Genomic DNA, 23,298 nt, shown 5'->3' on the forward strand with positions numbered 1-23,298 from the left:
GCAAAGCTACCGTTTCGCGTAGAAATATAGAGAAAGGATAGAAAAATCATATCTTTTCTCTATATTTAAAAAAAGCATCCCCGACCCTTAAAAAGCAGTCAGAAATGCTTTTATGTTAAATAACTAAACCTTATCTGCGTCTGCTCGCCATGAAGCAACAAATAATCGTTAGACATTTTGCAATAAATGGGCATAACCAACCACCTCCCTAAGCACCGTAGGTCAAACAGTGATGTTAAAACAGGCAGGTCTCCTGACTTGGGGCCTCCCTCTCTTCCCTTCCCAGCTAGGGTAAGCATCTGCTATTCGTCTTGCGACGAAAAGAAGCTCATCAGCCAGTGGCTTATTTGTGAGGGGAGCGCAGCCTGTGTAAGCTGCTGCCCTTTACAGTGGCGGGTCCGTGTCGGCCTTTAACCGAACTTCCCTTTTAAGCGAACGAAGACGTATAAGTTCCAGCCAACATTTCGCACCTATTTTCATTCAAGTATGAAGTTTTGCAGGCTCATAAGCCCGTCCTGTCCGTAATCCATTCTTAATCATAGGGAGGAAGCGGGAATCTGTCAATGGCTTTAATTCGAAAATGAAAGTGTTTTCAACATAAAACTTTCATATTTTTTCCAGTAATGTTATATTGAAATTACTTCACGCATGATGAGCTTATTTATTAAATTAATCCAATAGATAACCTAATCAAATAGAAAAGGAATGATCACAGTGACGGTGAAAATCCTTCCAGTTGAAGAAAAGCAAATTATTGATTCATATTGGTTTTACAGTGATTTTTATTCTATTATCTCGCGTGTGGACTCGAAAAAATTATGGTTTATGAATAATTATATTAATTTATTCGATATTCCTGATCCAAACCAATTATATACCTTTTTCTTCAACGGTTATTATAGAGATAAAATGGTTGAGTTTTATGACTGCCCTTTTATTGATTTTCAGCGGATAGCGTTAGACAGGCAAAGCTCAACGATTTTAAATAACGAGCTGTTTGATTTTATTAAAGCATCGATTGATGGCGGCTATTATGTAATCGTTATGATCGATCGTTTTCATATTAAAGAGTATGAAATTTCGGCAAAATCCCCACATGAAGTCATGATAAATGGGTATGATGATGCAAATAAAAAGCTGTACTTTTGTGACAATAATGCCAACGGAAAATATTCAACGAATATCACCTGTGATTACGAAGCTTTTCATAGAGCATTTCATATATTAGAAATCGATGCCCATGATTTTAAAGACCATCTTTATTTATTGAAGCCGCTCGAAAATACCGATTATACTTTTTCTCTAACCTATGTGAAAAATACGATGAATGCCTACCTCTTGTCTAAGGCACATACGGATGAACATTATAACCAAGCTTTAGGCACACCCGGGCTAACCTTCGGTATTAATGTTTACGACAAGGCCTCCGAGTATTTAAAATATTTGGCTCAAGAAGAGGTAGTATTTGATATTAGATCGTTCCACCTGCTTTACGACCATAAGAAATGCATGACCATGCGATTAAACTACATGATTAATAACCATCATTTGATTGATGATAATCAAATTTTAAGCAGATGGAAAAATCTGGAGGCTGCTGCGCTGGCTGTAAGAAATTCCATCTTAAAATATTGGCTTACTCGAAGCTCGGATACGTTGTACAAGCAAATGGAGCAGCTGCAAAAATTGAAGGAGACGGAAAAGATTTTGCTGCAGGAGATTGTAGATCAGTTGAAGGATGGTTAGATTTATTAACAAATCAGAGAGCACCTCTTCTCCGTTATGAAGAAAAGGTGCTTTGCTATTAACTTATTAATTTAAAAACTAGCGGCTAATCCAAGGGCTGCTGTTTTGCTTGCTCGTTCTAGAACGAGGGGCAACGGTGCGAATTACCGCTTTTTTATTGGATTTGCGCTGCGCATTGTTTTTGCCGTTTTTCACATTGATTGTCGTTGTTTCTTTTACTTGCTCATCCTCTTCGCGCTTATCCTTGCAGCCGCAATTGCATGGCTTTTGTGACTCAACTCCTGCGGTTTGCATAGGATAATATCCGTAAGGCGGGAACGGAGGAAATGCTGAGACGGGATAGCCGTTGCAGTTGTTGCCGATTGGCGACACCATTCCGCCATAACCGTAGCCTTGTGTGTTTGCTGGCGATACGGCTCCACCATAGCCGTAGCCTTGCGTTTCTGCCGGCGATACCATTCCGCCATAGCCTTGCGTGCTTGCTGGCGATACGGCTCCACCATAGCCGTAGCCTTGTGTTTCTGCCGGCGATACGGCTCCACCATAGCCGTAGCCTTGTGTTTCTGCCGGCGATACGGCTCCACCATAGCCGTAGCCTTGCGTTTCTGCCGGCGATACGGCTCCACCATAGCCGTAGCCTTGTGTTTCTGCCGGCGATACGGCTCCACCATAGCCGTAGCCTTGCGTTTCTGCTGGCGATACCATTCCGCCATAGCCTTGCGTGCTTGCCGGCGATACGGCTCCACCATAGCCGTAGCCTTGCGTTTCTGCTGGCGATACCATTCCGCCATAGCCTTGCGTGCTTGCTGGCGATACGGCTCCACCATAGCCGTAGCCTTGCGTCTCTGCTGGCGATACCATTCCGCCATAGCCGTAGCCTTGCGTCTCTGCCGGCGATACCATTCCGCCATAGCCGTAGCCTTGCGTCTCTGCCGGCGATACCATTCCGCCATAGCCGTAGCCTTGCGTCTCTGCCGGCGATACCATTCCGCCGTAGCCGTAGCCTTGCGTTTCTGCTGGCGATACCATTCCGCCATAGCCGTAGCCACTGCTCATACCGCCTATCGGATACATCCCAGGAGGACACGGATTATAGCCTCCTCCTTGGCTCACAGGGCTGACCATAGTTGGCTGCTGCCAATGACCGTAACCGCCTGTTTGTGCAGGTGATACCGTTGTAGGCATGCTGTAGCCTCCGTATTGCGGCAAAGAAGGAGCCGTTGCAGCGGGCGATACAACTGTTGTCGGGTAAGTCGATGAAGCTTCTACCGCAGGTGTACCGTATTGCATAAACAAGTCAACGCTTTGCTGATGATGGGAATAAACCGGGTACGTCTTTTTCTCCACTGGCTTCTCAATCGGCAGCGGTTTTGGCTGCGGTACAGGTTTTGCCTCCGGTATCGTAGGTGTCACAATAGGAGCAGTTGGTGTCTTCGTTATTGGCGCAGTTGGCGTCTTCGGAATCGGAGCGGTTGGCGTTTTTTCGGTTACTGGCGCAGTTGGCGTTTTGCCAGGAATTTGCCCTGTCGGCTTTTTACCGCCAACCCATTGCTGCACGCCTTGCATAACCGACAGCGGATGAAGAGCATGATGTCCTGTATGACCGCCTGTTCCCGCTGCCGTCGTCCCCATTCCTGCTGCAGTTCCCGTTCCTGTAGACGGTGTAGTCGTCATATGGCCCGCTTTAGGCACATTGACGATTTCGCCCGTCATGAGCACATTGGGATTTTTAAGTTGAGGATTCGCTTTGATCATATCTGCGAGTGGAACTCCCCATGCTTTGGACAGCTTCCACAGCGTATCCCCCTGCTTCACCACGTATTGGTGCATAATGTCCATTCCACCCGTTTCATGGGAAGAAGACGGGATTTTAATTTTCATCCCCACCTCAATGACGTCTGGATTCGTAATGGAAGGATTAAGCTTCAAAATCTCCTCAACCGTAACATGGTGCTTCTGACCGATTAAGTAGAGGGAATCGCCTTTCTTCACTACATAAATTTTCACTTGCCGACAACCTCCTGTCACGTTCTTTAAATAACTAGCATGATTGCTGCCGTGCATGCATGCTTGCTATCAATCTTTATATTCTATGCAGCACATGGGCAGGTGTCCCCAACTTTGAAAAAAAAATAGCGAGCCGCAGCCAGCTTACCAGAAGCTGTGCGTCTCGCTATTAGCAAAATACAATACCATCGGCCTAATCCTGCCGTTTAAACTAACCTTACAATCAGTATGACATGTGTTAATTTGCCGCATATCCATTAGTTACCCATTCGACTGCTGAAGCTGCTCGTACGTAAAGCTTGGATAACAACCAAGCACGCGCACCTGACAACCGATCGCTTCAATTTCAGCAATCGCTGCCGGCAGCAGCACCGTATCAAGCGACATCTCAATGTCGATATAAAAATAAGAATTGCCCAGCTTCTTCTTCGTCGGGCGCGATTCAATCCGCGACAGATTGATGCGGCGCCATGCGAACGCTGACAACACCTGATGCAGCGCACCTGGATAGTCATCCGGCAAATTCACCAAAATACTCGTCTTCTTGAAATCAGAATGCCGCGCGGTATAAGGCTGCTCGCCAACGAGCAAAAACCGCGTATAGTTGTTGCTGTGGTCGGTAATGCTCGCCTGCAAAATATCCAGCTCATTGTTCGCCGCCGCTCTTGAAGTACCTATTGCCAGCCAGCCTGCTCCCGGGTTGTCGCGTACGATACGCACCGCTTCAGACGTACTGCCGACATGCTCCGTCTCAGCATGAGGGATTTCGCTTCTAAGAAACTGCAAGCACTGCGCCATAGCAACGGGATGGCTGATTACTTTTTTCACACGGGAATAATCTACGGTGCCATACTCATTCGTCAGCTCCGAACGCCGGCCGATTAAATTTTGTATCGAAGGATATACCCATTCGGCCTGAATCGGCAAGTCCACTTCATGAACCATCCAGTCCATATGCAGGCTAACCGAGCCTTCAATGGTGTTCTCGATCGGGATAATGCTATAGCCGCTTTCCCCTTTAACCGTCGATAGGAACACATCGGCAATGAGCCGATGATGCTTCCACACTACTTCTTCTCCTGCAAAAAGCTGCCGTGCCGCTTCATCTGATACAGAGCCTGCCGGCAGCAAAGCAACTGATTTTGTCGTACTCATACGGCCTCTCCTCTAATCCGCTCAAGCAAACCTAGCGATTTTGTGCCAGCCTTTGCCTGCTCTATAGTCACGCTCGGTCCTTCCGCACATGGCTTCAGCCATAGCGTCTGGGCCTCAATTCCTTCCTGCTTCAACGTCTCCAGCAGAAAATGCTCCAGCTCCTGCTTGCGAGGGCTGTCCGACTCTACAAAAGCGATCAGCGTCGGGCCTGCGCCGCTTAAAGCGGCCCCCAGCGCGCCATAATCGGCTGCTTTGTCCAAAATCTCAGCCATGCCGGGAATAAGCGCTGCCCGGTAGGGCTGATGCAGGCGATCCCGCATCGCATGGCGAATGAGCCCAAGCTCGCCGCTGGCAAGAGCCGCAACGAGCAGCGAGCTGCGGCTCACGTTAAAGACCGCATCCTGCATGCTGATTTGTTTCGGCAGCGCATGGCGCGCCTTCTCCGTAGACAGCTGGAAGGAAGGAATCGCAACGAGCGCCTCCAGCTTCTCATGCGGCTCCAGACGAACATAATCTGCCCGCTCTCCATCCCGCCAAGCGGATACGACAATGCCGCCGAACAGCGACGCGCCTACATTGTCCGGATGGCCCTCCAGCGCTGTTGCCATCTGAAACAGCTTATCATCCGACAGCGGACTGCCGATTAACGCATTGGCGGCAACCAGCGCACCAACGATAGCTGAAGCGCTGCTGCCAAGTCCGCGTGTAAGCGGAATATTGCTGTACATCGCAATGTCCAGTTCTGGTACTTGTACGCCCGCTTCCTTGAATACAAGCTGCGCCACTTTATAAATCAAGTTTGACTTATCCTCAGGGATACCTGTCATTTCGTCTCCGTACAAGCGAAAAACCGTATGCTCAGCAACCGACATTTCAACCCAAGCATACAGGGAAAGCGCCATGCCCAGCGTATCGAAGCCTGGACCCAAATTAGCAGTGCTCGCAGGCACCTTTACGATTACACGACGGTTATTCATAACGTTATAAAGCTCCTTCGATTGCTAGTGTTGGCTTAACCTTCAACGCGATACACGCTTTTCACCTTGCGGATAACATCCAGCTCTTCAAAGGTTTGCAATACCTTCTGCATCGCTGCTTTATTCGCATCATGCGTAATGACGATAATTTCCGCCTCTGGATTGACAGGATTCGGCTGTTGCAGAACCGATTCCAAGCTTACCTCAAAGTCTGCAAATACTTGAGTAATGCGCGCTAGCACGCCTGCGCGATCTGCTACATGGAGAAGCAGGAAATATTTTGAGGAGATTTGCTCATCGGTTTTGAGCTTCTTCTCCTTATAGGTCATAATATTTTGCTTGCCGTTAACGCCAAGCTTCAAGTTTTTCACAACGGCAACGAGATCGGCAACAATCGAGGTAGCCGTAGGCATGCCGCCAGCGCCCGGACCATAAAACATCGTTTCTCCAACCGCTTCGCCATGAACATATACGGCGTTGAATACGCCATTGACTGACGCGATAGGATGCGAATGCTTAACCATCGTTGGCTGTACGCTAATGCTGAATTCGTCATCTTGACGCTCTGCGATGCCAAGCAGCTTAAGCTCATAGCCCAGGCGCTTCGCATATTGGATGTCTTCACGGCTGACCGATGAAATCCCTTGAACGGATACATCATCCAAGGCCACATTGGCACGGAAGCCAAGCGTCGCCAAAATCGTCATTTTGCGCGCAGCATCCAGTCCCTCAACGTCAGAGGTCGGATCGGACTCCGCATAGCCGAGCGCTTGGGCTTCCTTAAGCACATCGGAGTACGAAGCGCCTTCCTGGCTCATCTTCGTCAAAATATAGTTCGTCGTGCCGTTAACGATACCCATAATTTTAGTTATCCGGTCGGAGGAGAAGCCTTCGATTAAAGTGCGGATAATCGGAATGCCGCCAGCTACGCTCGCTTCATAAAGCACATCGCAGCCGTACTCCTGAGCAACAGCCAGTATTTCCGTTCCATGCAGCGCCATCAAATCTTTATTGGCAGTCACTACATGCTTGCCGCGCGATAAAGCTTCAATAATATATTGCTTCGTCTGTTCAATTCCACCCATTACTTCGACGATCACATCAATGTCCGGATTGTGGATAATTTCCCAAGGGTCCTCTGTCAGCTTGGACGGGTCGATCGAAATGTCGCGCGCTTTGCTTTTGTTGCTGACCAGCACCTTCGCAATTTCAATTGCCGAACCGGTCTGGCTTTGCAGATCCTCCTGATGTCCTTCCACGATGCGGACGACACCTGTTCCTACTGTTCCAAGCCCTAACAAACCTACTTTAATTGGTTTCATATGATTCCCTCCATTTATCCTTCAATAATATAACGTTCTATTTCATCAGCCTTGCCCGATTACGGCGGCTTTACGTACGCCCTGCTGGCTGCGAATAACATCCATTAAAGAGTCCAAATCCCCGCTGAGCTGGGAAACGTCAACTGAAATGACCACATGGGCAAGTCCTTGCAGGGGAATGCTTTGGTTCATAGTCAGCACATTGCCTTCATGCGTCGCCACGAGCGACAGCACCTTTGACAGCACGCCCGAACGATGCTCCAGCTCCATAGAAATCGTCACCAGCCGCTCACGGTTAATCTGATGCATCGCATAAACGCCATCCTTATACTTATAAAAAGCGCTCCTGCTCAGGTTCGCCTTCTCGGCTGCCTCATGCACCGTTGCCGCTTCGCCTCTGGCAAGCATTTCCTTTACCTGCAATGTCTTGAGAATGGCTTCCGGCAGCATATCCTCCCGTACAGCAAAATACCGCTGCGTCACTTCCGTCCCCCCTAAAAAGACATTTGTTCTTCTATAAAGGACATTATAGCGGAATCATAAGGCTGGGGCAATAGGTTTAAATGATAATCCGCTTTTAAACGGGAATAGTATTCAAAAAAAAACGTTCCCTGCAAAGACAAGCTTCGCAGGGAACGGATTCAATTACATATAACGGGCCGTTATCACGGCAAAGCGTCTGGCTCGCATGCAGCGCGGTCTACTGCTCTGTCCAACTTACAGTCAGCTCGGAAACTCCTTCTTCTGAAGCTAGTTTACCGCCGATGATTGAAATAAATTCGGAGCCGGAAATCGTTCCTTGAATAATAATATTTTTATCATCGATCGTCTGGGCGCCGTCCTCCAGCCCTTTTTCATTTACATAATCTTTATAGGATTGGCCTAGCTTGGCGAAGTCTTCCTTCGTCTTGAAAACAAGCAAAACCGATTTTTTGCCGTTATCGATATTTTCAGTCGAATTTGTAATAACCGCATCATCGGGAATCGGGAAATCGGCAGGCAAATAATCGGGTCTTGCACTTGCAGACGATTCTCCGTCACCCTTTGTTTCTGTCTTTCCCTCATCTGAAGGAGCTGGTGATGCAGCAGCATCGCTTGGCGTCGCTTCCGCTCCAGGGCTTGCGCTTTCCGCTGTATTTCCCGGCGCTACGCTCGCTGTTTCCTGTGGAGCTGTATTGGTTCCACCAGCAGCATTATTGCCGCAGGCGCTTACGACACCCGCTATAATAACAACAGACAATAAAGAAAACCATCTATTTTTTTTCATGTTTTAACATCCTCTCATTTCATATGAAAATCTTCATGACAGCAGCAGCTTCCTGTTTAAAATAAGCATGACAATAAAATCGTTAAGCTCATTAATGGCGAGCAAAAGCAATATTACCACATAAAGCAGGAGACGGCCAGCATTCACCATTTCCAAATATATCAATGACGCGGTTTCAGCCAGTCCTCGTAGCTGAGGCTCAACGCAGTCAATTTTCCGACCAGGTCACCGTAATTTGTGAAACGCCGGCTTCTGAAAGTGTCGTACCCAACAGCCAAATGGAATCTGTTTTATCGATTGAGCCCTCAATCATAAGCTTCGAATCTGCAAACGTCACACTGCCGTCTTCCAGCTTTTTATCTATCGCATAAGCTTGATAAAGGTCAGCTAGCTCATCCATCGACTTTTTCGTCGTAAAATTGAACAATATCACTTTTTTGCCCTCATTTACCGATTTCGAGGAAGTCATGAAAACAGCATCATCGGGAATCGGAAAATCGCTTGGCAGATCAGCCGGTCTCGCAATAGCCGATGACGGTTCACTGCTCTCTGGCAGCTCGTCTGCCTCCGGCTCCGAAAGCGCTTCTTGCGGATCGGCTGCTGCCATCTCGGGCCATGTCTGGTCCACTGAAGCTGGGGCACTGCTCCCTCCATCCCCCGCCTCCTCGCTGCAAGCTCCAAGCCATACGGAAATACTCACCATTGTAATTAAGGAGAGTACTTTGCTTCTTTTCATTACGTTTAACATCCCTTCAACTGCTATTTTCCTTGGCATCGCAGCTTCTGCTGCCTAAGCCATGCATTCTACTGATTCAGCATACCTCCCAACACTTTTCTCTACTTGCATATGCCTCATTTACGCCGAATCAATATGTTGCTCTGTATAGCTATTACACCTTTTTGAGCAGGTTGTAACAGCTTTAGCGCCAATTTCTGAAAATACAGCTCAATGTGCACAAAAAAAGACGGCTTGCGCCGTCTCCTTGTGCCAATATTCGATTAAGCCATATAGTCGCTGCCTTCGAAAAATTCAAAGGTGAAATCGCCGATTTGCACCGTGTCGCCATCTTTGGCGCCATGCTTGCGCAGCGCTGCATCCACACCCATTTTCCGCATAATTTGGGCAAAACGCATGACCGAGTCATACGAAGTAACCTTCATACGCTTCAAATATTTCTCGATGCTTTCGCTCTCGACAACGTACAGCTCGTTCTCCTTGCGAATCGTATAGCTGGATTCCTCGCGTTTCTCGAACGTAAACACCTTACGCTCGGTAACATCCTTCACTTCTTCGATTTCCAAATCATCTGGAACCGACTCCAGCGTATCCATCGCCTTGTACAACAGCTCCTGAACACCCTGCTTCGTCAAAGAAGACATCGGCACAATAAGGTATTCCTTCTCGCCGCGCACTTCCTCCAGCTGCTGCTTGAACATCTCCAAATGCTCGGCCGCTTCCGGCATATCCATCTTGTTAGCCGCAATAATTTGCGGACGGTCGGCCAGCTTCTCATTGTAGAGCACCAGCTCTTCATTGATTTGCAGCCAATCCTCAAACGGATCGCGCCCCTCAGAGCCGGACATATCCAGCACGTGGATGATTACGCGAGTACGCTCGACATGGCGTAAAAACTCATGCCCCAGACCTACGCCCTCATGCGCGCCTTCGATTAATCCCGGTAAATCCGCCATTACGAAGCTGCGGTCATCGCCAACGTCTACAACCCCTAAATTCGGCGTTAGCGTTGTAAAATGATACGCGCCGATTTTCGGCTTGGCCCCGGATACGACCGACAGCAAGGTGGACTTGCCTACGCTTGGGAATCCGACTAGACCTACGTCTGCCATTACCTTAAGCTCAAGCACAATCCAGCGCTCTTGGCCTTCTTCACCCGTCTCGGCAATATCCGGAGCCGGGTTGTTAATCGTTGCAAACCTTGTATTGCCGCGTCCGCCGCGTCCGCCCTTTGCTACAATAATTTCCTGGCCATGGCGTGTCATGTCGGCAATGATTTCCTGCGAGTCATCGTCAATAATGATCGTGCCGGGAGGAATGCGTACGATCATATCATCCGCACCTGCACCATGCATGCTCTTCACTTTGCCGCGCTCGCCGCGCTCGCCTTTAAAATGCTTCTGATAGCGGAAATCCATCAGCGTGCGCAAGCCTTCATCTACACGGAAAATAATATTTCCGCCTTTACCGCCATCGCCACCGGCAGGTCCGCCCTCCGGTACGTATTTCTCACGACGATAGGAGACGATGCCGTCGCCGCCGTTGCCGCCTTTTACAAATATTTTCGCTTTATCGACAAACATGTTGTGCCCCCGTTCAAGCGCGCTTTTCCGCCTTAAGCCGTATTTCCTCCTGCGGATGTTCAATATCGACCGCCTGCAGAGTCGCGCCTTTCAACTGCTGTTTTATTTGATCCTTCAATTGTTGCTCGTCAATTAGCTCGCCTTCCAGATCGAAAGCAACGTGGAGCTGCTGCCCGTCCCAATCCAGTGCCAGCGTAAGTACGGCGACTTCGCCAAAACCAGGCTTAACCGCCAGACGATAGCCATTCATTATGCCAATTAATGCTTCGGAGATTTCGGTGCTGGCAAGCGGCAGCTCAACTAAATTCAAATCCTGCTCAATGTCCACCTTCAGCTCAAGCGAGCTTGTCAGTGTACGAAAGCCCTGGATGTAGCTGACGAGCGCTGGCTCCCCAAGCTTTGAAATTTGGCTCTCCGTAAGCATCTTTGCCCTTATTTTCTCCACATATTCCACCGTTTTATCCGGTTTCTGCATCCGTGTGTAGCCATATAGCACTTGCAGGTCGTTCATCCAGTCATGCCGATGATGGTTAAGCGTCCTCATCCCCGCGGCCTGCAGGCTGTGTATCGTAAGCGCGAGCTGCTTCGCGTGCTCACGCCGCTCCGAGCGAATCCAGATGGCTGCAACAGCCGCAAACCAAAGCATGAAAAGCACAAGCAGCCAGACTGACGAAGGCCATACAAGCATAGCCACAGCCGGAAGCACAATAGAAAAAGCCGCGATGTGCTTTGCCGATTTAATGCGATCCATTCATTGATCCCACTTTCTTCCGCATGTTTCCCAGCTAATTCAGTATAACATGTCGCTGCATTAGCCGATAGGTCTTTAAGCAGCAAATGCCCCGGCCTACACGCGAGGCCGGGGCATTTGCTGCTATTATGCTTCTACTGCTGCGGCTACTGGAGCCAGGTCCACTGGATACACGCTCACTTTTTTGCGATCGCGTCCCCAACGCTCAAACTTCACAACGCCTTCGACTTTCGCATAAAGCGTATCGTCTTTGCCGATGCCTACGTTAGTTCCTGGGTGAATTTTTGTTCCGCGTTGGCGGAACAAGATGCTTCCAGCAGATACGGTTTGACCGTCAGCACGTTTAGCGCCAAGACGCTTCGATTGACTGTCACGTCCGTTCTTTGTGGAACCTACACCTTTCTTCGAAGCGAAAAGCTGAAGATTCAGTTTCAACATGAGATTTCCCTCCCTCATTCAAGAGATTGTTGTTTAATCACAACATATTTTCCGTAGGACTCTGCAATCGTATTAAGCATCACGATCATCGACTCCAGCAGCAGCTGCACCTTAAGAGCGGTTTCCTGATCAGCTAAAACCGGAATATCCGATGATAACCATCCATTGTCCATTGCATAAGGAAGCTTCACCTCTGCCAGAGCTTCAATCGAATTGACCGTACCGACTGATACAGCCGATACGCCAGCGCAGACAATGTCTTTGCCGAGCTTCGCATACTTTGCATGACCTTTAATCTTAAACGATGTAATCCGCTTGTCAGCATTTCGTACAATCGTAACCGTGATCATAATAATCCTCTTACGCTTGGATTTTGCCGATCGTTACTTTTGTGTACGGTTGACGATGACCTTGCTTACGACGGTAGTTCTTTTTGGCTTTGTATTTGTAAACGATGATCTTTTGGCCTCTGCCTTGTTTTTCAACAGTAGCAGAAACAGTAGCGCCGGAAATAACTGGAGTACCAGTTACAAGACCGTCAGCACCGGATACAGCCAACACGCGATCAAACGTTACGCTTTCGCCTGCATTGGCGTTCAGTTTTTCGATGAAAAGCACATCGCCTTCCTGAACTTTGTATTGCTTGCCGCCAGTTTCGATAATTGCGAACATTGTGAGTGCACCTCCTTATTGTCGAAGACTCGCCTAATCCAGGTGAATGGCAGCATGGGCTGCTATTGCTTGTACCCGATCGGAGCGGTATCTGCAAGTCCGCTGTATACAACAATCAGACATACTTGAACATTTTAGCATACAAAATAGAATCAAGCAACCTCCTTTCTCCGCAAATGTCTAGCAATAAAACGATTTCTCCCGCTTCATTGTCCCAATAATTTTAATTTTGTATAATGAGGCCAGTCTTATCGAACGCTTTTTATGCAAAAGCATCTGTCTGAGGCGAGCACGCAATGACAGGCAGACGGCTCATCGTTCATGCTACCATTTAAAAGCAAAGGAAGGTTTTGCGGCATGGATGCCATACTTCGAATGAAAGATGCGCTCGACCTCATGGAGCAAAAAATGGAGGAGCGCCTCGACATCACCGAAATCGCCAAAGCCGCCTATGTATCGCCATTCCATTTTCAGCGGATGTTCCACATGCTGACGGGAATGACGGTAGCGGAATATATTCGCAGGCGCAAGCTAACACTCGCGGCACAGGAGCTGACGTCAAGCGCCATTAAAGTCGTAGATGTTGCTTTAAAATACGGCTATGATTCCCCAGAATCATTTTCCAAGGCGTTTCGCCGCATTCATGGCATTTCGCCGTCGGAAGCGAGAGCACTAGGCGTTTCATTGAAAGCCTTCCCCCGCATTTCATTCCAGCTATCATTGAAAGGAGACAAGGACATGGATTATCGGATCGTGGAAAAAGAAGCTTTTCAAATTGTCGGCTTGTCCTATGAAGTAAGCTGTAAGAACGGACAAAATTTCATCGACATCCCTAAACTATGGGAGGCATTCAACCATAGCGACGCGCCCGCCGAGCTGTACTCCAAAGGAGACGGGGCTATTATCGGTGTCTGCCTGGACGGCCAGCCCGATAAAGAAACCTTTACCTATATGATTGCCACTAAAGTGACGCCTGATGAAGCTGATTCTGAAAAGAAATATACTGCCCGCACCGTTCCTGCGGCTACATGGGCCATATTCACTTCGACCGGTCCTCTGCCGGATTCGCTTCAAAACGTATTCCGCCGGATATTCCAGGAATGGTTTCCCGCAACTGGCTATGAGCATTCTGGAGGCCCGGAGCTGGAGGTTTATTTCGAAGGCGATACTTGCGCTGAGGACTACCACTGCGAAGTGTGGATTCCGATTATGAAAAAATGATCCGCTCACAATGATGCGAATCACTAGTCACCGCGCGAACTAGTCATTGCGCGTTATACTTGCAGGTGAACAACCAAATTAGCTTCAGCCTGCTGAAATCAACAAAAGCGACCACTGGAGGGGAGGCCCTTCAGTGGTCGCTTTCTTCATTTGCACATACCATCTTCATAATGTTATTTCATGCTTAAGCCTGCGACTTCCTGCCGCTTCCTCCGCAGCACGGGCAGCGCTCTGTCAGCTGGCCCGCCGCACCCTCCCGCGCCTTTTTGCGGGTCACTTCCATAAGCCCTAGCCTTGTCCAGCCAACGACCGAGCATTTTGTCCGGTCCCGCCTCGCCCATTCATTCAGGCGCGCCATAATCCGCTCGCGGTTTGGTTCGTTTTCCATATCGATAAAATCGATAATAATGATGCCGCCCACATCACGCAGCCGCAGCAGCCGGGCAATCTCATCAGCCGCCTCTAAATTCGTGCGGAAAACCGTATCTTCTAAATTCGTAGCACCTGTAAATTTGCCCGTATTCACATCAATAACAGTTAAAGCTTCCGTCTCTCCCCATATGAGAGAGCCGCCGCTTGCGAGCCGAATATTCGGCTGGAATGCTTCATGGACCTGCCTAGTGACGTCAAAAACGTCAAAAAGCGCAAGCGAGGCATTCTTGTCATACAGCTTGAGCCGTTTCTCGAGCTGGGGTGTCATTTCCCTCAGCAGCGCAGCTGCTTCCTGCAGACGGGATGCATCATCAATCCATACCTCTTCCACTTCCATATCCAGCGTATCGCGGACAATTCGCCGCAGCAGCCCGGCTTCCATATGAAGGCCCATTGGTGCTTTGGCTACCTCTGCCTGGGTTATTATACGTTCCCAGTTAGCGCGAAGCTGGGCAACATCAGCGGCAAGCGACTGCTCGGTTTCTCCCGAGGCCGCTGTCCTAAGGATGATGCCTTCCTCGCCTTGCAGCAGCTGTTCGCCAACATTGCGCAGTCTGGCACGCTCGCTGTCGGCAGCAATTTTTCTCGAAACGCCTACATATCCAGCCTGCGGCATGAGTACCAGCCAGCGCCCCGGCAATGTAAAATGGGTCGTCACCCTGGCCCCCTTGCCGCCAAGCGGCTCCTTCATCACCTGTACAATAAGCTCTTGACCTGGCCGAACGAGCTCTTCAATCGAGGGTTTCGTTTCTGGCTGCTTTTCCAAATTGGGATGCAATAAATCATCTATATAAAGAAAAGCATTTTTGCCAAGGCCAATATCTACGAATGCCGCCTGCATGCCAGGCAATACGTTAATGACACGCCCTTTGTAGACATTGCCTACGAGGCCGCTTTTCTCCGACCGTTCCATAAAAAATTCCATGAGCCGGCCATCCTGCAAAACAGCTGTTTGAAGCATTTCTCCATCACTGTGCATCAACATTTGCTTCATCTCTCAAACATCACCCGCCAGCTCTCACGTTTTCTTTTATATTAACACAAGTCGCGGCGACAGTTCCTTATCTGTTTTTGGATTCCTTAAGGCAGCAGCTCAATAACAGGCCGGTTCGGGTTGCGCTCAAGCAAATAACGGTCCACAATACGCTGCTCCGGAGCCACCCTGGCTATGCTGGAGCCGCGCTCCATTATATAAAACAGGTGATACCGCTCGCGCCACAGCAAACGAACGGCATAAACCGCAGAGTGCCTGCCATCCACCACGATAGGGCTGGCAAGCACGCCTTGCGCCATTTTACGGATGGCTACCTGGTCGCGATGCATGAGAAAGCGAAGGAATAAATACGGGATGCTCCGATTATAGGTCCAGTTCGTCATAAACAGAAACGTTCCAATGACGAGCAGATTCATTTGAATACCGCCGCCGGGACGCAGCAGCCCCAGCAGTGAAACGCTGATCATCAAGCTGCTGAGCACAAGGCTGATGCGTGCCGTCCAGCGCATGACGCTGTAAAAGCTCAAGCTATAGCTAAGGGCAGCCTGCAGCAGCTTCCCGCCATCAAGCGGATAAATCGGCAATAAATTGAATAAGCCAATCATCATATTGGCATTAACGACATAGGCCGACCATTCGGAATCCCACAGCCCCAACTGGCCGAAACCCCAGGCAGCTAGTCCCATCCATACATTTTGCAGCGGTCCGGCTATCGCTACGAGTGCATCCTCTCCTGCTGGCAGGCTGCCCGCATCCTCCACTTCAGCCACACCGCCGAAAGGCAGCAGCTTAACTTCACGAATATGCCAGCCGAAATAACGCGCTACCAGCACATGACCAGCTTCATGGACAATAACGATTGAAAACAAGGTAAACAGCTCGACAAAATAACCTGTTAATACCGAGGCCGCCATTACCAGCACAAACAACGGATGCACCGACCAGCGAATGCCCCTCCATTTAACCAAGCGGGATCACGCTTACCGGATCAATATAGCGGTCGTTTTGCTTAATTGCAAAATAAAGCAGGCTCGGCTCCTCGCCGCTTGCTCTGCGCAGGCTCCCGATCTGGTCGCCCGCTTCCACCCAATCATTCACGCCAACCGATGCATATCCTAGCTTGCCATATACGCTGACTCGTTCATCCGCATGCTGAACTACGACGGTTACTCCATCATCCGATGGCTCCGAGACTACAAGCACTCTGCCCGTTTCCACCGCATTTACCGCTTCCTCCGATGACCCTGCAAGCTCAACACCATTCAGCAGCTCGGCAAATGTACGTACGATAGCACCGCCCTCAAGCGGAGCAACGATAGGCAGCTTGACAGTCCCTTCGGCAGCCGTTGCCTCCTTCTGCTCCTCTTGAAAAATCGGAATAAACGTCGGCGCTCCTGCAAACGTTTCTTTATACCATTTGGCCGCACTTGCAAAATCCAGCTCATCATGAAGCGCCTGTGCCACATATGTTCGGCTCTCCAATGACCACTCCTCATCGGTCTGGTATAAGCCCCATATGCCGGCGAACAATACAGCAGCCGCAATCATTTTCCAGCGCAGCTCACGAAAAAATGGATGTGGTCGTCCCCCTTTTGGCGGTTCCGCATACGGCGGTTCTCCCGGCTCATTTCTGTATCGATAATCGATACGGCTCGTCCGGCTTCGCTGATCATCCTGTATCTGCGTCCAGCCATCCCAAGGATTTGGGCTCTCTTTCCACAATTTCTCCGGATCCCTCTCCTCCTCATCCAACACGGGATAGGACGGCGGCACAGCCGGCACACTGTATTCCACTCTTGAAAGCCGCTCTTGCATGAATCCATCCCGAACGGGCTGCTCCATCAATCGTCTAATTTTCTCTTCTCGGCGCTTACGCACCGCTTCCTTCGTATCCATCATCCGTTCCTCCCCCTCTCGCTTGTCAGAGAGCTTGTTTCCTTCTACATCCTTATGAGGAAACACGGACAAGTATGCAAATCCAGCAGGCAAAAAGAAAAAGAACGCCGCCTTCTCTTCACAGAGAATGGCAGCGCCCTTCCAAGCAGCAGCTTATGTGGTTATTCAGCCAGCTCATACACTTCCTGATGGGCCTTTATACTGAATACGATACCAATACAAATCATATTCAGCAGCAGTGAAGTGCCGCCGTAACTGATGAATGGCAGCGTGATGCCGGTAATCGGCATTAGGCCGATCATCATGCCGATGTTTTGGAAAATCTGGAATACGAACATCGATGCGATGCCTATCGTCATATAGGATGCCCGTAAATCATGACATTTGAAGGCGATTATTATAATTCGATAAATGAGCAGGAAATACAGCAGCAATAATACAGCTGCCCCCTGAAACCCAAACTCCTCGCCGATGACAGCAAAAATGGAATCCGAATACGGGTAAGGAATGAACTTCCCATTTTTCATCTCGCCCTGAAGATAACCATCCCCCGTAAGCCCGCCGGAGCCTATTGCAATTTTAGCATTTTGGGATTGATAGCTTGCATCAGCAGATGCTTCCTCAGGATGCATAAACGTATTAATCCGATTATACCAGTGCGTTAATTCTTTTTCTTTCAAATAAGTATATATTTCCGTATTGAACATATTAAACAGCGTCATGAACAAGATCAAACCGCCGACAACGACAGCAAGCCCTACAAGAACATGCTTATATTTAACATTTCCAATCCAAAGCATTCCGAGCACAATAACCAAATAAATAATCGCATTTCCTAAATCGGGCTGCATCATTACAAGCGCAAACGGCAATAGGGAAAAGGCTGCTATCGGTAATAAATCTTGAGAAAAGCCTAATCTATCGCCTTTTCTTCTTCCCATAATGTAGGCAATACCGATAATCAAAAAGATTTTCATGATCTCTGCCGGTTGAAAGGAAAAACTGCCGAGCTTAAACCAGCCTTTCGCTCCATTGATGACAGAGCCGAAGAAATATACCATTATGAGCAATGTAACACCAAATCCGTACAATATATGCCAGGTTTTCAGTAAAATACGATAATCAAACAATGCGGCAAAAATAGCAATAAAAAAGCCTACTGCATAAAATATCATCATTTTATTTTCTGAACCAGCATAATTCGTATCATGAAAAGTTGCACTATGGATAACAAACAAACTAATAACCATCAGACAAACCAGGATTGCAATAATACCCCAGTCAATTTTTTTGAATTTATTTAGCACAAGGCAATCATCCTATTCCCAAAAACTTGCGGAACCGTTTGAAGGCGCCTGCCTTCTCGTCTAGCAGCATGAGCGGAACCATATCACCCAAAATGCGGCGGGCAATGTTGCGGTAAGCAATCGCCGCGCGCGAGGAAGGGTCCATTACGGTTGGCTCCCCCGTATTTGCGGATTTAATAACCTTCTCATCGTCCGGCACGATACCGAGCAAATCAACGGCAAGCACCTGACAAATTTCATCAATATCGAGCATTTCGCCGCTCTTCACCATGTTCTGGCGAATGCGGTTAATGATGATTTTGGCGGCAATGCCTTCTTTTTCAAGCAGACCAATTACCCGGTCTGCATCGCGAACGGCAGCATTTTCTGGTGTTGTAATGACAATAGCGCGATCCGCACCAGCAATCGCATTACGGAAGCCCTGTTCAATTCCGGCTGGGCAATCAATAATGACATAGTCAAATTCCTTCTTTAGCTCCAGCACCATGTCTTTGACCTGTTCGGGCGATACATCATTTTTGTCCTTCGTTTGGGCAGCTGGCAGCATGTACAGCTCGTCAAAGCGCTTGTCCTTGATCAGCGCTTGATTCAAGCGGCAGCGGCCTTCTGCCACATCGATAAGATCATAAATAATGCGGTTTTCCAGTCCCATAACCACATCCAAATTACGCAGTCCGATGTCGGTGTCAACCATACATACCTTCTTGCCAAGCAGAGCCAGTGCCGTTCCCAGATTAGCGGACGTAGTCGTCTTGCCAACGCCGCCTTTTCCAGATGTGACAACAATCGCTTCTCCCATAAGTTACACCCCTCTTAACATAATCGGATTATTGCGTAAACGGTATAATTGCGAAATTTTATCCATTTGCATCGTTCCCTCATTCAAAAAAGCAAATTCCATCGCCGGATCGCCCGACATCCATTCCTCCGGTGGCCTGCTAATGATATCTGCTATGCGCAATTGCGTCGGCCGCATCAGCGATGCCGCAATAATAACGTCCGTTCGGCCGTTCACACCCGCATGAGCAACGCCGCGCAGCGCGCCCATCACATAAATATCGCCGGTGCTTATAATCGTTCCTCCCGGGTTTACATCCCCCGTCAGCAGCAAATCGCCTTCACGCTCCATCGTTTGGCCCGATCGAATAATTCCGCTAATGAGCTGAATGCCCGGCGGCGGCGGCGGCAAGCTGCCTTCCGCGGACTCCGATTCCACCGATTGTACAATCAGATTGCCCTGCGCGCGAATGACCGATCGAATCCGTTCTTTATCCTCATCGCCGAGCTGCCTAGTTCCCAGCTTGACATGGACGTGTACGAGCGGGCCGGTGAGCAGCTGCTGATGGGTTTTCTCAAGCTTGTAGTGCAGCTCATCAAGTAATAAATCAAGCTCACAACTATCGTCGAGAAGGAACACGAGACCTTCCTTGACGCCTTTAATCATAATATGCTGCTTTTCGGCCACGATTGTCCCTCCCCAACGTATTGCATTCTTTTCGAAACAATCGAATTCCTGCTTTTTCCGCCAATTTATTCCTCATCCTGGTCCTGATTAAGCTTCGCATCCTGCTCATACAGCTTTCGAACAGGCACATAAATAATCAAGGCAAAGGCAAGCTGCAAAAATAAGCTAGGCAAAATATGATCCAGCAGCGCGTATGCATACGACTCCTCCGTCAACCGGAAAAGCGAATAAATGAAATAAACGGCTGAATCGTATGCGATGCATGCAAAGCCAATGACGGACAGGCAAGTGAGCAGCGTGCTGCGGCGGCGATCGAACAGCAGTCCGGCAAAATAGCCAATCAGCCCCATCATAAACGTATGAACGCCGAGCAAATGACCGTAATAGACGATATCCTGAATAAGTCCGATACCTAAACCAAACAGCAATGCGCGATGGCGACCGCTATACAGAGCAGCATATAAGATAAAGACAAAACTGAAATGCGGGATAATTTTACTCGAATAATCCGCCGGAATGATCCAGGGCATAACGCTGCCTTCTATAATAAAAAGCAGAAACAACAGCAGGATAAGCCGATTTGTGCTCATCATACTCATTTGCCCGCATCCTCCGATGCAGTGACCTCGACGACAAACACCTCTTTAAGCTGGTTCAAATTAGCTGCCATCTCAATAGAAGCCGTATATGTCAAGCCAAAGTTGCCTTCTTCCTTCGTCTCTACTGTTCCAATTACAAGACCACGCGGATAAACGCTGTCGCTCCCTGAAGTAACAACCAGGTCACCCACAATCATTTTGTCGTTCTCGGCGATTCTCGTCATAATTAACCGCTGCGTCTCATCATCATAGCTGGTAACCATGCCGAAAGAGTCGCTTTTGCCGAGAATAGTCGCCGCAATCGCATTGGAAGTCGGCGACTTGTCATCCAGCTCCGTAATCGGCATGACGGTTGCCGTATTCGGCCTTACTTGGCTGATGATACCGATAATGCCGTCAATTGTCGTAACCGCCATATTCTGCTTAATGCCACTCAGCGAGCCTAGATTGATTTCCAGCGTCTTGCTGTACGGATTATTGTCAATAGCAATGACATGGGCAATCCGGTAGTTGTAATTGTTAATTTTTTTCTGCTGCTCGGTAAAATTCAGCTCTTTCTGCAAACGCTCATTTTCTTCCTGCAAAAAGTTATAGCCGATTTTGTCGCGGGCATAAGCCGCTGCTGTCAGTCTAAGGTACTCATTCTCCTCATAAATCGACCGGAGTTTGCCAATATCCTCAAAGAAACCCGCTATTGAAGCAGCGGGCACATAAAACCATTGCTGAACGAATCCGACTGAATCTCCGATAAACTTCTCCGGCATACTCAGCTCCTTACGGTCACTTAGCGAGAAGCCGATGACCACAATGAACAGAATAAACCCGAACATAAGCATAAACATGCGCTTATTTCTAAACAGCTTAAACAGCTCGATCACCTGCCTGTTCTAATCACATTTTCATTTTTGCCTAATGGACGGAAAGCTCTCCTAGCGTCTCGAACGACCGCCTGAGCCGCCTCTGCTCTTGAACAAATGAATATGGTCAAGCGAACGGCCGGTACCTATAGCTACGCAGTCAAGCGGGTTGTCCGCAACAATGACCGGCATGCCTGTCTCGCGCTGCAGCAGCTTGTCCAGATTGCGAAGCAGCGCTCCGCCGCCCGTCAGTACAATGCCGCGATCCATAATATCCGCAGATAGCTCTGGCGGGCATTTTTCAAGTGTAATTTTAACAGCATCCACGATAGCTGTCACCGTATCCGCAAGCGCTTCGCTTACTTCATCCGATGTTATCGCAAGCGTCTTAGGCAGGCCGGATACGAGATCACGACCTCTAATTTCCACCGATTCCGGCGGATCAAGCGGCATTGCTGTACCCAGATCCATCTTAAGCTGCTCCGCCGTACGCTCCCCAATCATCAAATTGTAAAAGCGTTTAATATATTGGATAATCGACTCATCCATTTCATCCCCAGCGACGCGAATCGAACGGCTTGTTACAATGCCGCCAAGCGAGATTACTGCAACCTCTGTCGTTCCGCCTCCAATATCAACGACCATGCTGCCCGTCGGTTCCCAAACTGGCAGATCAGCGCCAATCGCTGCAGCGAACGGCTCTTCAATCGTATAGGCTTCGCGGGCGCCTGCTTGCTTCGCAGCATCTTCAACAGCACGCTTCTCAACTGCAGTAATGCCAGACGGCACGCAAATCATGACGTTCGGATGGCGCGGAAACAAAGATTTCTGCTTTTGCGCTGAACGGATAAAATATTTAATCATCGTTGCTGTCGTTTCAAAGTCGGCAATTACGCCATCTTTCATTGGACGTACTGCGCGAATATTGCCCGGCGTTCTGCCGATCATTTTTTTCGCTTGCTCGCCAACTGCTTCTATCGTTTTCGTATCGGTACGCAGGGCTACCACAGACGGCTCCCTCACGACAATTCCTTTTCCTTTTACGTATACAAGAGTATTAGCTGTTCCCAAGTCAATGCCAAGATCTTTCGATAAACCACCAAACATGTTAGTGCTCCCTTCTGAAATGCCACAATCCTTCTTATTATATTACATGTAGCCTTGTTCCTTCAAACTAATAAACCTTCCATCACCAATCACCAAATGATCCAGCACTTCAATGCCTACCAGCTCGCCAGCAGAGACGAGCCGCTTCGTCAGCGCAATGTCTTCAGCACTGGGCGTAGGATCGCCGCTCGGATGGTTATGCACGCAAATGAGCGAGGCGCTGCTGCATTTAATAGCCGCACGAAATACTTCTCGCGGATGAACGAGCGACGCATTCAGCGTCCCCATCGATAGCGTCTCTTGGGCGATAATGTGATTTTTCGTATTTAGAAAAAGACAGACGAAATGCTCCTTTTTCAAATGACGAAGCTCATCCATGACATAATTCGCCGCATCCTCTGGCCTCCGCACCGTAACAACGTCGCCATTGCCTGTACGAGACACTCTGCGTCCGAGCTCAAGTCCTGCGCGCAATTGAATCGCTTTCGCCGGGCCAATGCCGCGAATCGCTGTCAGCTCTTCCAGACTCATATCCATCAAGTTGCGCAAATTGCCACATTCCTTCATGATATTACCCGCAAGATGGACAACTGATTCCTTTTTTGTACCCGTTCGCAAAAGAATGGCCAATAATTCCGTGTGACTGAGCGCTTCGGCCCCATATTTAATTAATCGCTCTCTTGGACGTTCTTCCTGTGGGACATCACGAATAAATTGGCGCTGCGACTCCATGCCCATCCCTGCTTTCGTAAGTTAGCTTGAAGTA

At 48.8% G+C, this 23,298-nt stretch carries 24 protein-coding genes and 1 riboswitch; of the genes, 2 read left to right on the top strand and 22 right to left on the bottom strand.

Going from position 1 to position 23,298, the window contains the following annotated elements; all coding sequences use genetic code 11:
- Positions 1-226 precede the first annotated feature (226 nt).
- Positions 227-489, bottom strand: a riboswitch (cobalamin riboswitch).
- A gap of 225 nt (positions 490-714) precedes the next feature.
- Positions 715-1,746, top strand: coding sequence for a hypothetical protein (locus tag AC6B99_RS09835; protein ID WP_494865647.1), 1,032 nt, complete (start codon positions 715-717; stop codon positions 1,744-1,746).
- A gap of 78 nt (positions 1,747-1,824) precedes the next feature.
- Here AC6B99_RS09835 and AC6B99_RS09840 read toward each other — a convergent pair whose 3' ends face one another.
- The 12 genes from AC6B99_RS09840 to rplU form a co-directional block, all read right to left on the bottom strand.
- On the bottom strand, positions 1,825-3,753 hold the full coding sequence (locus AC6B99_RS09840) for a LysM peptidoglycan-binding domain-containing protein (protein WP_496663278.1): 1,929 nt from the start codon (positions 3,751-3,753) through the stop codon (positions 1,825-1,827).
- Between the two features lie 261 nt (positions 3,754-4,014).
- On the bottom strand, positions 4,015-4,908 hold the full coding sequence (gene pheA / locus AC6B99_RS09845; protein WP_056039941.1) for a prephenate dehydratase: 894 nt from the start codon (positions 4,906-4,908) through the stop codon (positions 4,015-4,017).
- The gene (thrB, locus tag AC6B99_RS09850) at positions 4,905-5,885 is read right to left on the bottom strand and encodes a homoserine kinase (RefSeq protein WP_494864022.1); all 981 of its coding nucleotides are present in this window, start codon (positions 5,883-5,885) and stop codon (positions 4,905-4,907) included. Before thrB ends, pheA begins: the two co-directional genes overlap by 4 nt.
- A gap of 35 nt (positions 5,886-5,920) precedes the next feature.
- Entirely contained in the window at positions 5,921-7,207 is a 1,287-nt protein-coding gene (locus tag AC6B99_RS09855; protein ID WP_494882789.1) for a homoserine dehydrogenase, read from the bottom strand.
- 45 nt (positions 7,208-7,252) lie between these two features.
- On the bottom strand, positions 7,253-7,690 hold the full coding sequence (locus AC6B99_RS09860; protein ID WP_056039935.1) for an ACT domain-containing protein: 438 nt from the start codon (positions 7,688-7,690) through the stop codon (positions 7,253-7,255).
- 217 nt (positions 7,691-7,907) lie between these two features.
- Positions 7,908-8,474: a hypothetical protein gene (locus AC6B99_RS09865; protein ID WP_494882787.1), complete on the bottom strand. Its 567-nt coding sequence runs from the start codon at positions 8,472-8,474 to the stop codon at positions 7,908-7,910.
- 208 nt (positions 8,475-8,682) lie between these two features.
- Positions 8,683-9,210 (bottom strand): hypothetical protein, encoded by a 528-nt coding sequence (locus AC6B99_RS09870; RefSeq protein ID WP_496663279.1) that lies wholly within the window; start codon positions 9,208-9,210, stop codon positions 8,683-8,685.
- Positions 9,211-9,473: 263 nt separating this feature from the next.
- Positions 9,474-10,793 (bottom strand): GTPase ObgE, encoded by a 1,320-nt coding sequence (gene obgE, locus AC6B99_RS09875; protein ID WP_496663280.1) that lies wholly within the window; start codon positions 10,791-10,793, stop codon positions 9,474-9,476.
- 13 nt (positions 10,794-10,806) lie between these two features.
- Positions 10,807-11,544 (bottom strand): Spo0B domain-containing protein, encoded by a 738-nt coding sequence (locus AC6B99_RS09880; protein ID WP_494882783.1) that lies wholly within the window; start codon positions 11,542-11,544, stop codon positions 10,807-10,809.
- 126 nt (positions 11,545-11,670) lie between these two features.
- Positions 11,671-11,982, bottom strand: coding sequence for a 50S ribosomal protein L27 (gene rpmA, locus AC6B99_RS09885; RefSeq protein WP_046229372.1), 312 nt, complete (start codon positions 11,980-11,982; stop codon positions 11,671-11,673).
- Positions 11,983-11,996: 14 nt separating this feature from the next.
- Positions 11,997-12,332 (bottom strand): ribosomal-processing cysteine protease Prp, encoded by a 336-nt coding sequence (locus AC6B99_RS09890; protein WP_494864027.1) that lies wholly within the window; start codon positions 12,330-12,332, stop codon positions 11,997-11,999.
- 10 nt (positions 12,333-12,342) lie between these two features.
- Positions 12,343-12,654: a 50S ribosomal protein L21 gene (gene rplU, locus AC6B99_RS09895; protein WP_056039921.1), complete on the bottom strand. Its 312-nt coding sequence runs from the start codon at positions 12,652-12,654 to the stop codon at positions 12,343-12,345.
- Between the two features lie 357 nt (positions 12,655-13,011).
- Here rplU and AC6B99_RS09900 point away from each other — a divergent pair, with 357 nt between their 5' ends.
- Positions 13,012-13,875, top strand: a complete 864-nt coding sequence (locus AC6B99_RS09900) for an AraC family transcriptional regulator (RefSeq protein ID WP_496663281.1) — start codon at positions 13,012-13,014, stop codon at positions 13,873-13,875.
- Positions 13,876-14,059: 184 nt separating this feature from the next.
- Here AC6B99_RS09900 and AC6B99_RS09905 read toward each other — a convergent pair whose 3' ends face one another.
- The 10 genes from AC6B99_RS09905 to radC all read right to left on the bottom strand — a co-directional run bounded on the left by AC6B99_RS09905 (position 14,060) and on the right by radC (position 23,264).
- Positions 14,060-15,301: an Rne/Rng family ribonuclease gene (locus AC6B99_RS09905; RefSeq protein WP_496663282.1), complete on the bottom strand. Its 1,242-nt coding sequence runs from the start codon at positions 15,299-15,301 to the stop codon at positions 14,060-14,062.
- A gap of 86 nt (positions 15,302-15,387) precedes the next feature.
- Complete coding sequence (locus AC6B99_RS09910; RefSeq protein WP_056039915.1) at positions 15,388-16,269, bottom strand: M50 family metallopeptidase; 882 nt, start codon at positions 16,267-16,269, stop codon at positions 15,388-15,390.
- On the bottom strand, positions 16,262-17,200 hold the full coding sequence (locus AC6B99_RS09915) for a peptidoglycan DD-metalloendopeptidase family protein (RefSeq protein ID WP_496663283.1): 939 nt from the start codon (positions 17,198-17,200) through the stop codon (positions 16,262-16,264). The genes AC6B99_RS09910 and AC6B99_RS09915 overlap by 8 nt, the downstream gene beginning before the upstream one ends.
- Positions 17,201-17,358: 158 nt before the next feature.
- Positions 17,359-18,504 carry an FtsW/RodA/SpoVE family cell cycle protein gene (locus AC6B99_RS09920; protein ID WP_056039911.1) on the bottom strand — a complete coding sequence of 382 codons (1,146 nt, stop codon included), beginning with the start codon at positions 18,502-18,504 and terminating at the stop codon, positions 17,359-17,361.
- Between the two features lie 7 nt (positions 18,505-18,511).
- The gene (gene minD / locus AC6B99_RS09925; protein ID WP_046229380.1) at positions 18,512-19,303 is read right to left on the bottom strand and encodes a septum site-determining protein MinD; all 792 of its coding nucleotides are present in this window, start codon (positions 19,301-19,303) and stop codon (positions 18,512-18,514) included.
- A 3-nt stretch (positions 19,304-19,306) separates the two neighbouring features.
- Positions 19,307-19,972: a septum site-determining protein MinC gene (locus AC6B99_RS09930; protein ID WP_442952551.1), complete on the bottom strand. Its 666-nt coding sequence runs from the start codon at positions 19,970-19,972 to the stop codon at positions 19,307-19,309.
- A gap of 62 nt (positions 19,973-20,034) precedes the next feature.
- Positions 20,035-20,568: a rod shape-determining protein MreD gene (mreD, locus tag AC6B99_RS09935; RefSeq protein WP_081418971.1), complete on the bottom strand. Its 534-nt coding sequence runs from the start codon at positions 20,566-20,568 to the stop codon at positions 20,035-20,037.
- A complete protein-coding gene (gene mreC, locus AC6B99_RS09940) occupies positions 20,565-21,398 on the bottom strand; it encodes a rod shape-determining protein MreC (protein ID WP_235533255.1) in 834 nt (277 codons plus the stop codon). Before mreC ends, mreD begins: the two co-directional genes overlap by 4 nt.
- Before the next feature lie 99 nt (positions 21,399-21,497).
- Positions 21,498-22,532 (bottom strand): rod shape-determining protein, encoded by a 1,035-nt coding sequence (locus AC6B99_RS09945; RefSeq protein WP_056039909.1) that lies wholly within the window; start codon positions 22,530-22,532, stop codon positions 21,498-21,500.
- Positions 22,533-22,574: 42 nt separating this feature from the next.
- The gene (gene radC / locus AC6B99_RS09950) at positions 22,575-23,264 is read right to left on the bottom strand and encodes a RadC family protein (RefSeq protein ID WP_056039907.1); all 690 of its coding nucleotides are present in this window, start codon (positions 23,262-23,264) and stop codon (positions 22,575-22,577) included.
- Between the last annotated feature and the right edge of the window lie 34 nt (positions 23,265-23,298).

This window comes from Paenibacillus liaoningensis (assembly GCF_059609455.1).